The following is a 12,806-nucleotide window of genomic DNA, read 5'->3' as shown; positions in this document are numbered from 1 at the left end:
AACATCAGGATATAATCATGAGCACGTTCAAACCGCTTGTCTTCTCCGGCGTTCAACCGACCGGAAACCTTCACCTCGGTAATTATCTGGGTGCCATCAAGCGGTGGGTCGAGGTTCAGGAGACGCAGGAATGTATCTACTGTGTTGTAGACATGCATGCGCTGACCGTCTCACCTGATCCGGCCGAACTGATCCAGTCGACCCGCGAAGTGACGGCAGCGTTTCTGGCTGCGGGTATCGACCCCAAGCGTAGCATCGTGTTCAACCAGAGCCGCGTGCGCCAGCATGCCGAGCTTGCCTGGGTGTTCAACTGCGTGGCGCGCATCGGCTGGATGAGCCGCATGACGCAGTTCAAGGACAAGGCTGGCAAAGACCGTGAAAATGCATCGCTTGGTCTCTTCGCTTATCCAAGCCTGATGGCTGCCGACATTCTGCTTTATCGCGCAACGCATGTGCCTGTGGGTGAAGACCAGAAACAGCATCTCGAACTGACACGCGATATCGCGCAGAAGTTCAACAACGACTATTCCGACCGTATTGCCTCGCTTGGCATCGGCGTCGACATGCAGGTGGGAGATGAACAGGTTTCTGGCTTCTTCCCGCTGACCGAACCGATGATTTCGGGTCCGGCCATGCGTATCATGTCGCTGCGTGACGGCACCAAGAAAATGTCGAAATCCGACCCGTCGGACCTGTCGCGCATCAACCTGATCGATGACGAAGACACCATCAACAAAAAGATCCGCAAGGCGAAAACCGATTCGGACGGTCTGCCAACGGAACTTGATGGCCTCACAGGTCGCCCGGAAGCCGACAATCTCGTCGGCATCTATGCAGCCCTTTCGTCAAAATCGAAGGAAGACATTCTGGCTGAATTTGGCGGACGCCAGTTCTCCGAATTCAAGGCAGCCCTTGCTGATCTGGCTGTTTCAAAACTCTCGCCGATCACCCACGAAATGCGCCGTCTGGTGGCTGATCCTGCCCATATCGACAACGTTTTGAAAGATGGTGGCGAGCGTGCAAGTGCGATTGCCGAAACCAATATGCGCCATGTGCGGGATATTATCGGCTGGCTCCAAGACTAGACCCGCCGATATTCCGGCTCTGTAAGCCTGCAAACTGCGATCCTCTGCGCGCCGGTGCTCGTTGATCACAATTTTCGGCACGCCATAGGCAAAATCTCAGCAAGTCCTCTTTAAATTACAGCGCTACCCGCTTGCGGGTAGCGCTTTGCAATGCCACATTATCGCCATGGTATCAAAACGACTTAGCCGGGAAGCCGGCCACCGACGCAAGTTTCTTGCCGTGATTGACGAGACGCCGGAATGCTGGCGCGCCGTTACCTATGCCGCGCGCCGTGCAAAAAACACAAGTGGCGCTCTCGTGATGCTCTTTGTCATCGACAATTCAGACTTCCAGCAAATTCTCGGCGTTGGCGAGATCATGCGTGCTGAAGCTGAGGAACGTGCCCGTTCTACGCTCGAGAAATTCGCCGCAAAAGTGCGCGAAGAACAGGGCATTGAACCAGAACTGATCATTCGTGAAGGCCGTATAACCGAAGAACTACCGAGTCTTATCGAAGAAGATCAGGATATTGCCATTCTGGTTCTGGCAGCAGGATCGGGCAATGAAGGTCCCGGCCCTCTCGTGCAATCTCTGGCCAACCGCGCCCAGTTTCAGATCCCCGTGACCGTGATTCCATCCGGCCTTTCAGATGAAGACATTGATGCGGTGACATAATCACCCTATATTGATGACAGATTATGTAGGACCGTTCTTGGCAAAACCAGCCTGCACGCGTATCCATGCTTACGAAAAATTTCTGATATTGAAAGCGGAGAACGGACATGTTCATCCAGACCGAGACTACGCCCAACCCGGCAACCCTCAAGTTTCTGCCCGGCAAGGTCGTGATGCCTGAAGGTACAGCTGATTTCCGCGATGCGGCGAGTGCGGGTAATACATCACCGCTTGCGGCCAAGCTTTTCGCCGTTCCCGGCGTGACCGGCGTCTTCTTTGGTTTTGATTTTATTACAGTAACCAAGGATGACGGCGAGTGGCAGCACCTCAAGCCAGCAATCCTCGGCACGATCATGGAACATTTCATGTCAGGCGCCGATGTCATGGCAGGCAACGCTGCAGCTGGCGCAGGCGACGAGCACGGTGAAGAAGAATTTTTTGATGAAGCCGATGTGGAAATCGTTGAAACCATCAAGGAACTGATTGAAACCCGCGTCCGCCCAGCTGTGGCGCAGGACGGGGGCGACATCACATTCCGCGGTTTCGAAAACGGCACCGTGTTTCTGCATATGAAGGGTGCCTGTTCTGGCTGCCCATCATCGACCGCGACGCTCAAGCACGGCATTCAGAATCTTCTACGCCATTTCGTGCCGGAAGTTCAGCAGGTTGAGCAAATTTAATCTGAACTGAATTCAAAAAAAGGCCGCTTTTCAGCGGCCTTTTTCATATCTGCTATTATCGGACGATAACCTTGGCGCCCTGCTCGGCGCGCTCGTAAAGATCAAGAATATCCTGATTCATCATGCGAACGCAGCCCGACGACATAGCCTTCCCAATCGACCACCACTCTGGTGTTCCGTGAATGCGATAGCCAGTGTCGCCGCCTTTATTGTAAAGATAAAGTGCGCGTGCGCCGAGCGGGTTCTTGAGGCCCGGCCCCATACCGTTGCGATATTTCGCCAATTCCGGCTGGCGCTTAATCATCGGTGCAGGCGGTGTCCATGTCGGCCATTCACGCTTCATCGCAACACGTGCAGTACCATTCCAGCCGAAGCCTTCACGACCAACGCCGATGCCATAGCGCATGGCCTTGCCGTCCGGGAGCACGAGATAGAGGAACTTTTCGCCGGTTTCGACGATGATTGTGCCCGGCGCTTCGCTGGTCTGATACTTGACGATCTGACGGCGATATTGCTGCGGAATTTTCTCATTTGGAATTGCGGGGATCGTATAACCGGCATCCGTGACAGAAGAATAGGACGCTGTATAGAACGTGCCGCCAACTGTGGAGCAGCCAGCAAGGGCGCCACCAAGAAGAAGAGCTGCCGTCAGCTGCAAGGCGCGAAACTTCATAAATTTCTCCCAGAGTGAGATGGTCCATCGTCAGGAGCGAATCGCTCATTTCCCCCGCAAGCTTGACGAAGGAATATTAACCAGCCGTTAACCGTAAATTGAAAAATCCATGATTATGCCATTTTTCCGCCGTCTTTTCCAAATTCTCAACACTGGAATGCCGCAGGTTTTCAGGCTTATTCGTTTGAAATATGCGGTTTTTGGGCGTTAAAGTGCATGTATGCCCATCGTGATTCCCCATAAAACGCATCCACTTTCGGACGGAAGACAATCCGAAAATGCGATGCTTGTCCGTCGCGGCGTCCAGCGTCTGTTTCTGGAAATGGGGCTGGCAACTTTGCCGGAATTGTCTCTGGCGTCCGGCAGACGCGCAGACCTGATTGCCGTCGGTCGCAAAAGCGAAATATGGATCGTGGAAATCAAATCTTCCCTTGAAGACTGGAAGGCTGACCGAAAGTGGCCAGACTATCGAGCTTACTGTGACCGGCTGTTTTTTGCGACACATCCTTCGGTGCCAAGGGAAATCTTCCCGCAGGATTGCGGCTTCATTTTATCGGATGGCTATGGCGCAGAAATTCTGCGCGATGCACCGGAACACAAACTTTCCGGTGCATCGCGCAAAGCGCTGATGTTGCGCTTTGCCAGAGCAGGTGCTGCGCGGCTAACGCTGGCAGAGCTTGCAGGTGTAGACGTGCCGGAGACCGATATTGATTAACGAGGCGCGCGCTTTGCCAGAATGCGCTGCAAAGTACGGCGGTGCATATTGAGACGACGCGCGGTTTCGGAAACATTGCGCTCGCACATCTCATAGACGCGCTGGATATGTTCCCAACGAACACGATCAGCCGACATCGGATTTTCTGGTGGTGCAACCTTTTCTCCCGGACGTCGGGTCAAAGCAGCAAACACTTCATCCGCATCGGCAGGCTTGGAAAGATAATCAATAGCGCCAAGCTTTACGGCGTTCACCGCAGTTGCAATATTTCCATAGCCGGTGAGCACAATCGCACGCGTATCGGTGCGGCGTGTGCGGATGGCTTCGATCACATCAAGCCCGTTTCCGTCACCCAAGCGCATATCAACCACAGCATAAGCAGGTGCCGCAGCTTTTGCAGCCGCAATGCCTTCTTCAACGGATTCCGCAGTTGTCACCTGAAAGCCCCGACCTTCCATGGCGCGAGCAAGGCGCTGCAAGAAAGGCTTATCATCATCAACCAGAAGAAGGGTTGGATCGTTGCCAATGGCTTCGGTGTCTTCCTGCTTCAAGTCTTCCATGGGGTGCTTCCTGCCTGTATTTTTGTTCCTTTATTGATACCCCTGCGTCAAAAAGTCAAATAGCCATTGAATTGTTGAAGCAATCCTTGCAAAAAATTGACAAATAGAAACAAGGCAAACTGTTGTTTTCGCAAAGTCTTTTTTAGGTTTTCCATATAAAAATGATTTTAGATGGACCCTTTATTGCTCGCCAATTCTTTCGATAGCGAAAGATGGATTATCCAGCATATTCATCAACTTAGAGCGAAAGCAGAACGTGGCCAAACGACCTTCACCTCGGCTCCCTGGCCAGGATTTTTGCGATTTTTGAAACTGATTTGTGCACCAGAGCGTTCAAGCAAGGTTTTTGCGATAAAAAGTCCCAGACCAAGCCCACCGCCGCCATTCTGACTGCCATCACGGCTGCTCATATAAGGTTCACCGATTCGGTCAAGAATCTCTGGTTTGAAACCTTCACCATCATCCTGGATGAGAACAGTGACATTGGTGTCCGTCCAACCCCATGTCACGTTGACCTCATTGCGCGCAAAATCAACGGCGTTTTCAATCAGATTACCAAGGCCGTAAAGCAAACCCGGATTGCGCCGTACAACAGGTTCAGGCTTGGGCCCATCAAGCTTGGAAACATCAAGCGCGACACCAAAGTTGCGATGCGGCGCGATCACCTCTTCGATCAGTGAGGAGAACGGCAAGCGTGACATATGCTCTTCGTTTTCCGAAGAAAGGCTGGTCAGACGTTGCAGGATTTCCCGACACCGCGCGGCCTGGGATTGCAACAGCGCAATATCTTCTGCCAGTGCAGGATCGCTATCCGCCTTTTTTGAATAAGTGCGCTGCATTTCTTTAACCACCAGCGTGATGGTGGCGAGCGGCGTGCCAAGCTCGTGCGCAGCAGCAGCGGCAAGCCCATCAAGCGCGGTCAGGTGCTGTTCGCGCTGCAAAATCAGTTCGGTCGCGGTCAGGGCATCGCCCAGCTGACGCGTTTCTTCCGCAATACGATAGGCATAGACACCGGTGAAACCGAGCGCCGAAACAATCGCGCACCAAATGCCTGCCACAAAGAGAAATGGCAGTACCAGCGTCTCACCCGGATACCATGGCAATGGGCGGTGATAGAATATCAAAAACGAAGTACAGAACACGGCCAGCAAGGCTAGCCCCAGCGTGTGCCGGACTGAAAGTGAAGTCGCAGAGATGATAACCGGCGCGATCATCAGAATGATGAAAGGATTCTGCACGCCACCCGTTAAATACAGTAATCCTGCCAGTTGCAGAACATCGAAGGCCAACACGATACTGGCGGCGGACGGATTGAGACGATGATTGTTTGGAAAATGAAAGGCGAGATAGAGATTGAGCCATGCGGAAGCTGAGATTAACGCAAGGCAAATACTGATCGAGAAGCTAAATTGCAGATAAAGCGCCACAAACATGACGGCTGCCGTCTGCCCTGCAATGGCCAGCCAGCGCAGGCGCACCAATGTGGTGAGGCGCGGTCTGCGTGAAAGATTGGAAGCGCGATTATCGAACTCTGCGTGCATTAAGACCTCATCAAGCGTTTCGCAAATTAAGACAAGCTGCGTCAAAACGGCTCACATAAAGCGTTTATCGCCTTACTGGAAAATCACAATGCCTAATAAACAAAAATCCGATTTCTTATAAATGATTAGTCAAATACGATCACTGGAAACAAAATTATGAAACTATACATTAAATCAATACCAACAAATCAAATACTTGTAACGTTCTCAAAGGTTGTTGACAATGGTGAAACAGCTTTATTCACTATAAGTGAAGAGGAAATTTCATCTACTCCAAACGTATTATTTATATGGAACACAGATTCATTGGAGAATGGTGGGTTTCTCTTCGCTCCCTTCGCGTCTGGAACCCGCGCCATAGCCATATCTCATGGAAAAAAGAATGGGGTAGTTGGTTGCGATACCGAAGCAGAAAAAATCAAAAAGATATTTTTTAGTTTTGAACGGATCGCTCAAAATCATTTCTACATTAAGTCCGATGGAAAGTATCTAAATGTAGATGAAAATGGATACATACTACTATCTACAGAACAGCACATGTGGTCCTTATAGATTTAAGAAAAACATTAATAAATTTACATTCCACCATTCTTTATAAACAATATAATATCAAATTTAATTTTTTTAATAAAGATAATTGCATCCTACAATGACATTAATATCATCTACATTCTTACACGATCTTATTATAATTATTCACATTTATTTGAATTTCAACGATAAGCAATTGTGTCAATTTTATGAAAGATTTATAACGGGACGATCTGCAAAAGGATGGAGGGCGCAGCATGATTGTCTTCAGGGGGAAGATATCGTCCGGGCTTGGAAAACATTCCGAGCTCGTGATTCCAGGAAAACAGCAACTGGATAATTCACCCAAAGATTGGCCAGTTCGCTTTGCATCGGGTTCTCTGAATGTGCAGATCATGCAATATCCATCCATTCTGCAAAGCCGTCGCAAGCAGCTAAAAGCGCTGGATCGCGGCCTCGTACCGCCGAGTATCGTCATCCCGCAGCATGAAATTCTGAACAACAGCCTCCGCCGTAAGCTTTTCAAGCCGCGCCGCGGCATTGGACAGGCATGGCGTGCGACGCTTCACGCACATTCCCGCTCTATGAATGTATGGATTTTCCGGCGCATCGGATCGCATATGCACGACTGCATTGAGCTGATCTCGGACAAGCACATCCGCGACAATCTCAACATCCACGATCAGGACGAAGTCCATGTCGTTCTGCATTCCTGATCGGCGTCAGGTTCCGCGTGGCTTGGCGCGGCTGGTAGCTTGCGCATTCGCGGGATCTTCCGGCCAGACATGACGCGGATAACGCCCACGCATATCGGTGCGCACATCAGCCCATGAACCTTGCCAGAAGCCCGGCAGATCACGCGTGATCTGGATCGGGCGGTGGGCAGGCGAAAGCAGTTCCAGCAAAAGCGGAACCTTGCCATTGGCAATGGCCGGATGGATACCAAGGCCGAATAGCTCCTGCACACGCACCGCGAGGACTGGTTCCTCAGCATCATAGCGGATCGGAATATTCGAGCCGGTCGGAACGGTAAAATGTGTTGGCGCCAGTTTATCAACGCTTCGCTGCATATCAAAAGGCACAAGGCTCATCAGGCCATTTTTAAGCGCATGGGCCGGGATACGGTTAAGCTGCGCTTCACCCGTAAGAAATGGCAAAAGCCACTCATCAAGACGCTCAATGAGATTGTCATCATCCATAGACGGCCACGGATCACCGAGGCCACGATAAAGCCAGCCAAGACGACGGCGCAGGATTTCAGCCTCTTTGCCCCATGGCAGGATTTGCAGTCCATGTTCGCGCACCGCAGCGATCACGCCTTCATCGGCGCTCACACCGGAAGGGGCGGCAAGCGGCTTTTCCGACAAAGCGATTGCACCGATGCGCACGGCCTCGCGGGCGCGCAGTGCGTTCTTTTCCGCGTCGTAGACAACCTGTCTTCCGCTTTCTATCTTCGTACCAAGTGCGGCACGGATTTCGGTTTCAGAGACTTCAGCCGCAGAGAGCACGCGGGCGCGGCCAGCTTTGCCCGACATATCGGCCACCACCAGCCATTGCGCACGGCTCAGGCTGATAGCCGGATCGACCTCACCGCCACGGCCATTGGCCAACAGGAATTGCCCGGTTTGGCCGCGCGCCTTCGCGATGCGGTCTGGATAGGCATCAATCAACATTCGGCCAACACTGGAACCGGCAGCTTCACCTTTGCTCAGCACATTAGCAGCCAGACGTTTCGCCAGCCCTTTGGCGCGTTGCGCACGATCAGAACGATCATTGCGAAACCGCGACATGCGCGTGTCGAGGTCGGTTTCATTACCGCCAAGACCGCGCTCGGTTAGAAGAACGGCAAGCTCTGCCGCCCGCAAAGCCTCGCCGCGTTTGCCCGCTTCCGCCACCATATGCGCCAAGCGTGCAGGCAGGGCCAGTGAGCGCATCGCCTCACCATCTGCGGTCAGGCGTCCAGCCTCATCAAGTGCACCAAGCCGGCTAAGCAATGCCTTGGCTTCTTTGAGCGCGGGCAATGGTGGCGTGTCGAGCAAAGACAATGTTGCCGGATCAGTCACGCCCCATGCAGCCGCATCGAGCACGAGGCCGGAGAGGTCAGCTTCCAGAATTTCAGGCGGCGAGAAAGCGGGCAGCGAGGCCGTTTGTCCCGGATGCCAGAGACGGATGGCGATGCCCGGCTCGGTACGACCGGCACGACCAGCGCGCTGATCAGCACTTGCACGCGAAGTACGCACGGTTTCAAGGCGGGTCAGGCCGGTGGCGGGTTCGTATTTTGGCAGGCGGGCAAGGCCGCTATCAATCACAACCCGAACGCCATCGATCGTGATGGAAGTCTCGGCAATCGATGTTGCCAGCACAACCTTGCGATGACCTGCGGGCGCTGGCTTGATTGCCGCGTCCTGATCACGGCCTTCCATCGCGCCATAAAGTGGGGCCAGAATGATATTGGCAGGCAGAAACTTTTCCAGAATTCCAGCCGTTCGTTCAATCTCGCCCTGACCGGGAAGAAAGGCAAGGATGCTGCCGGTTTCATCCGCCAGCGCTTCGCGAATGGCTTTCACCATAGCATCTTCGATGCGTTCGTCAGGCTTGCGCTCGCGGTGGCGAATATCGACGGGAAAAGTCCGGCCTTCGCTTTCGATAATGGGCGCATCGCCCAAAAGTGAGGCCACCCGCGCACCATCCAGTGTTGCCGACATGACGAGTATCTTGAGGTCGTCACGCAGAGCGGCCTGCACATCGAGCGCCAGCGCCAGACCAAAATCGGCATCGAGGCTGCGCTCATGAAACTCATCGAACAGAACAGCGGCGATGCCCTTGAGATCAGGATCATCAAGGATCATCCGCGCGAAAACGCCTTCAGTGACGACGAGGATTTTGGTCTTGGCCGAGACCTTGCTTTCAAGGCGCATACGATAGCCGATTGTTTCGCCTGGCTCTTCGCCGAGCAACTGCGCCATGCGGCGCGCGGCAGCGCGGGCGGCGAGACGACGTGGTTCGAGCAGCACAATCATGCCGTCGCCGCGCCAGCCAGCATCCAGAAAATGCAGTGGCACCAGCGTCGTCTTCCCCGCGCCGGGAGGGGCAACCAGAACTGCACTTGCGTGGGAGGCAAAGGCGGTATCAAGCTGCGGCAGAATGCGGGTAACGGGAAGATCGGGCAGACTCGTCAAATGAAATTCCGTATTATAAAGGCGTTGCTTTGGTGCTTATCCCACAAGGAACGATGATGATCCATATCCGAAAATCTAAACCGGCGGATGCCCCCGCCCTCACTGCCATCTGGCGCGCAAGCGTGCTGGCAACGCATGACTTTCTAAGCCGCGAAGATTTCATCGAGCTCGAAAAGCTGGTCGGTGAGCAATATCTGCCGAATGTAGAAGTCGATGTCATTGAGGATGACGGTAAGCCGGTTGGCTTCATGGGCATGACCGATAACAATATCGACAGCCTGTTCATTTCGCCTGATCAGCGCGGCAAGGGTATTGGCAAACATATGATTGCGCACGCGAAAAAGCGGGGCACTCTGACCGTCGACGTGAATGAGCAGAACACGCAAGGCGTGGGCTTTTATCGCCATGTGGGCTTTGTTGAGACAGGTCGCTCGGAAACGGATGATCAGGGACGCCCCTATCCGCTGCTGCATCTCAAGCTTGAGGCTTAAGATTCGGGCCACGCCAATTGCGGAGAAAACCATTCTCGCAAAAGGCATTTCCGGAGCAATTGACATACTCCCCTATAGTATATAGGCTTCGTGAAAATCGGGAGATTCCATGCCGCATTCACCGGAAGACAAAAAGCGCGCTTTGACGCGCCTGCGCCGCATCAAAGGCCAGGCCGAGGCGCTGGAGCGCGCGGTGGAAGCAGGCACGGAATGTGCTGCACTCTTGCAGCAGATTGCGGCGTTGCGCGGGGCTGCCAATGGATTGATGGCGGAAGTGCTGGAAAGCCATTTTCGCGAGACATTCGGCCAAGCTCGTGAGACGATAGCGCGCGATGCTGTGGCAGATCCCGATGCAGAGATCGACGAAATCATGCGGATTTTGCGCACCTATCTGAAATAGGCGCATAAACGAACACTGAAATTGAAGGGAATATCGTCATGAAGTCACGCGCAGCCGTTGCCTGGGAGGCAAAAAAGCCGCTCACCATCGAAACCGTTGAAATCGGCGGTCCACGCGCCGGTGAAGTGCTGGTCGAAATCATGGCGACCGGCGTTTGCCACACCGATGCCTACACGCTTTCCGGCCTTGATTCAGAAGGCAAATTCCCGGCCATTCTCGGCCATGAAGGTGCAGGCATTGTGCGTGAAGTGGGCGCAGGCGTGACTTCCGTGAAGCCGGGCGATCATGTGATCCCGCTTTACACGCCGGAATGTCGCCAGTGCAAAACCTGCCTGTCACAGCGTTCAAACCTCTGCACCTCGATCCGCGCTACGCAGGGTCAGGGTCTGATGCCTGACAAAACCTCGCGCTTTTCGTGCGATGGCGGCGAAGTGTTCCATTATATGGGCTGCTCGACCTTCTCGAACTTCACCGTTCTGCCAGAAATCGCTGTCGCCAAGGTCCGCGAAGACGCGCCTTTCGACAAGATCTGCTATATCGGCTGCGGCGTGACCACCGGCATTGGCGCGGTTATTTATACGGCTAAGGTTCGTCCGGGCTCCAATGTCGTGGTGTTTGGTCTGGGCGGCATTGGTCTTAATGTCATTCAGGGCGCACGCATGGTTGGCGCGGACAAGATCATCGGCGTCGACATCAATCCATCCAAGGTGGAAATGGCAAAGAAGTTCGGCATGACCGACTTCATCAACCCGCGCGAAATCGGCAATGACAAGGTTGTGCAGGCCATTCAGGATCTGACCGATGGCGGTGCGGATTATTCCTTTGATGCCACCGGCAACACCGATGTGATGCGTCAGGCGCTGGAATGCTGCCATCGTGGCTGGGGTGAATCGATCATCATCGGGGTTGCTGAAGCAGGCAAGGAAATAGCCACACGTCCATTCCAGCTCGTCACGGGACGCGTCTGGAAAGGCACAGCTTTTGGCGGCGCGCGCGGTCGTACCGACGTGCCGAAGATCGTCGACTGGTACATGGAAGGCAAGATCGACATCGACAGCCTGATCACCCACACCATGCCGCTGGATGAAATCAACACCGCTTTCGATCTGATGCATGAAGGCAAATCGATCCGCTCGGTGATTGTCTACTGATGAGCGAAAAGCTTTTCATCTCCCATTGGGATGAACTCGATAATCTCACCCCACGCGCGCTTTATGCGATGCTGAAGCTGCGCGTGGATGTTTTCGTGGTGGAGCAGAATTGCCCTTACCCCGAAATCGACGGCAAGGATTATGACGCATTTCATCTGCGCCTTCTCGATGGTGCGGAACTCGCGGCAAGTTTGCGGGTTCTGTCACCAGAACAGGATGGTAAGCCGGTGAAGATCGGCCGTGTTGTCGTGGCAGCCGATTATCGTGGTTACAAGCTTGGTCAGCGTCTCATGAAAGAGGCGGTCGCCTTTGCTCAAAACCGCTTTCCGGGCATTGCCATCGAACTTGGCGGACAGAGCCACTTGCAGAAATTCTATGGCTCGTTCGGCTTTGTTGCGATTTCGGACGAATATCTCGAAGATGGCATTCCGCATGTCGATATGCGGTTAGAACCGCAAGAAAGCGCCGCGTGATGTTTTTGCTGCGTCGTCATATGTCGTTTTATCTCGCAGCGATTGGCGGCGTAACAGCTTTCATCATCGCCTGGCTTCTTAAAAGCCCACTTGCCCCGGTCATTGGAGCCAATTGTTTTTTCGCGCTGTATCTGGCGCTTGCTCTGACGGCCATGCCAAGACTGAGCGCAGCATATCTCAAGAAACATGCGGCGACTGCAGATGAACCGATATGGATCATTTTTCTGGTGACCTTTGCCACGGTTGTCGTTGCAATTGTCTCGCTGTTCGTTCTGATCAATCAGAAGCCAGCAGCTGATCTGTTTTCACTGGTTGTGACCCTCACATCTGTTCCGCTCGGCTGGTTCACCATCCATATGATGACTGCCATTCATTATGCCCATCTGTACTGGCAGCCAACCGAACCTGCGGGAAAAGATACCGCTCATGTGAGCAAACATTCTGGCGGCTTTGCTTTTCCTGAAACCCCAGCGCCTTCAGGATGGGATTTTACCTATTATGCGTTCGTCATCGGCATGACGGCACAGACGTCCGACACCAATGTTACGACCACCGCAATGCGCAAAGTAACGCTTCTGCACAGCGTTGTGTCATTCTTTTTCAATACGGTCCTTGTTGCGGCAACAGTGAATGTCGTGGTCGCACTCGGCAGCGGATAAACAGCAGGAACTC

At 53.4% G+C, this 12,806-nt stretch carries 15 protein-coding genes; 11 read left to right on the top strand and 4 right to left on the bottom strand.

What is annotated here, in order from left to right:
- The first annotated feature begins 17 nt into the window (after window positions 1-17).
- The 3 genes from trpS to RI570_RS07485 all read left to right on the top strand — a co-directional run bounded on the left by trpS (window position 18) and on the right by RI570_RS07485 (window position 2,420).
- Window positions 18-1,085 (top strand): tryptophan--tRNA ligase, encoded by a 1,068-nt coding sequence (gene trpS, locus RI570_RS07495; RefSeq protein ID WP_313827786.1) that lies wholly within the window; start codon window positions 18-20, stop codon window positions 1,083-1,085.
- 166 nt (window positions 1,086-1,251) lie between these two features.
- Entirely contained in the window at window positions 1,252-1,740 is a 489-nt protein-coding gene (locus RI570_RS07490; protein ID WP_313828589.1) for a universal stress protein, read from the top strand.
- A gap of 107 nt (window positions 1,741-1,847) precedes the next feature.
- Window positions 1,848-2,420, top strand: a complete 573-nt coding sequence (locus RI570_RS07485; protein ID WP_313827784.1) for a NifU family protein — start codon at window positions 1,848-1,850, stop codon at window positions 2,418-2,420.
- Between the two features lie 55 nt (window positions 2,421-2,475).
- On the opposite strand, the gene RI570_RS07480 is transcribed toward RI570_RS07485, so the two are convergent.
- Window positions 2,476-3,093 (bottom strand): L,D-transpeptidase, encoded by a 618-nt coding sequence (locus RI570_RS07480; RefSeq protein WP_313827783.1) that lies wholly within the window; start codon window positions 3,091-3,093, stop codon window positions 2,476-2,478.
- 220 nt (window positions 3,094-3,313) lie between these two features.
- On the opposite strand from RI570_RS07480, the gene RI570_RS07475 reads away from it, so the two are divergent.
- Window positions 3,314-3,808, top strand: a complete 495-nt coding sequence (locus RI570_RS07475; RefSeq protein ID WP_313827782.1) for an MmcB family DNA repair protein — start codon at window positions 3,314-3,316, stop codon at window positions 3,806-3,808.
- Here the strand turns inward: RI570_RS07475 and regA are convergent.
- Both regA and RI570_RS07465 read right to left on the bottom strand, forming a co-directional pair.
- Window positions 3,805-4,368, bottom strand: coding sequence for a global response regulator transcription factor RegA (regA, locus tag RI570_RS07470; RefSeq protein WP_313827781.1), 564 nt, complete (start codon window positions 4,366-4,368; stop codon window positions 3,805-3,807). The genes RI570_RS07475 and regA overlap by 4 nt on opposite strands.
- A 233-nt stretch (window positions 4,369-4,601) precedes the next feature.
- Window positions 4,602-5,909 carry an ActS/PrrB/RegB family redox-sensitive histidine kinase gene (locus RI570_RS07465; protein ID WP_313827780.1) on the bottom strand — a complete coding sequence of 436 codons (1,308 nt, stop codon included), beginning with the start codon at window positions 5,907-5,909 and terminating at the stop codon, window positions 4,602-4,604.
- Window positions 5,910-6,065: 156 nt separating this feature from the next.
- On the opposite strand from RI570_RS07465, the gene RI570_RS07460 reads away from it, so the two are divergent.
- Both RI570_RS07460 and RI570_RS07455 read left to right on the top strand, forming a co-directional pair.
- On the top strand, window positions 6,066-6,461 hold the full coding sequence (locus RI570_RS07460) for a hypothetical protein (RefSeq protein WP_313827779.1): 396 nt from the start codon (window positions 6,066-6,068) through the stop codon (window positions 6,459-6,461).
- Window positions 6,462-6,697: 236 nt separating this feature from the next.
- Window positions 6,698-7,156 (top strand): DUF120 domain-containing protein, encoded by a 459-nt coding sequence (locus tag RI570_RS07455; protein WP_313827778.1) that lies wholly within the window; start codon window positions 6,698-6,700, stop codon window positions 7,154-7,156.
- A gap of 6 nt (window positions 7,157-7,162) precedes the next feature.
- Here the strand turns inward: RI570_RS07455 and hrpB are convergent, their stop codons facing one another.
- Window positions 7,163-9,619: an ATP-dependent helicase HrpB gene (hrpB, locus tag RI570_RS07450; protein ID WP_313827777.1), complete on the bottom strand. Its 2,457-nt coding sequence runs from the start codon at window positions 9,617-9,619 to the stop codon at window positions 7,163-7,165.
- Window positions 9,620-9,651: 32 nt separating this feature from the next.
- Here hrpB and RI570_RS07445 point away from each other — a divergent pair, with 32 nt between their 5' ends.
- The 5 genes from RI570_RS07445 to RI570_RS07425 all read left to right on the top strand — a co-directional run bounded on the left by RI570_RS07445 (window position 9,652) and on the right by RI570_RS07425 (window position 12,793).
- Window positions 9,652-10,110, top strand: coding sequence for an acetyltransferase (locus tag RI570_RS07445; protein WP_409558627.1), 459 nt, complete (start codon window positions 9,652-9,654; stop codon window positions 10,108-10,110).
- Window positions 10,111-10,219: 109 nt separating this feature from the next.
- Window positions 10,220-10,510, top strand: coding sequence for a metal/formaldehyde-sensitive transcriptional repressor (locus RI570_RS07440; protein WP_132226856.1), 291 nt, complete (start codon window positions 10,220-10,222; stop codon window positions 10,508-10,510).
- A 38-nt stretch (window positions 10,511-10,548) separates the two neighbouring features.
- On the top strand, window positions 10,549-11,661 hold the full coding sequence (locus tag RI570_RS07435) for an S-(hydroxymethyl)glutathione dehydrogenase/class III alcohol dehydrogenase (RefSeq protein ID WP_313827776.1): 1,113 nt from the start codon (window positions 10,549-10,551) through the stop codon (window positions 11,659-11,661).
- Complete coding sequence (locus RI570_RS07430; RefSeq protein WP_313827774.1) at window positions 11,661-12,134, top strand: GNAT family N-acetyltransferase; 474 nt, start codon at window positions 11,661-11,663, stop codon at window positions 12,132-12,134. The genes RI570_RS07435 and RI570_RS07430 overlap by 1 nt, the downstream gene beginning before the upstream one ends.
- On the top strand, window positions 12,134-12,793 hold the full coding sequence (locus RI570_RS07425; RefSeq protein WP_313828587.1) for a DUF1345 domain-containing protein: 660 nt from the start codon (window positions 12,134-12,136) through the stop codon (window positions 12,791-12,793). Before RI570_RS07430 ends, RI570_RS07425 begins: the two co-directional genes overlap by 1 nt.
- Window positions 12,794-12,806: the final 13 nt, after the last annotated feature.

Source organism: Brucella pseudogrignonensis, from assembly GCF_032190615.1.
Classification (GTDB): domain Bacteria; phylum Pseudomonadota; class Alphaproteobacteria; order Rhizobiales; family Rhizobiaceae; genus Brucella; species Brucella pseudogrignonensis_B.
Note: the sequence above shows the minus strand (reverse complement) of the source record. Positions and strands in the feature narration are given on the sequence as shown.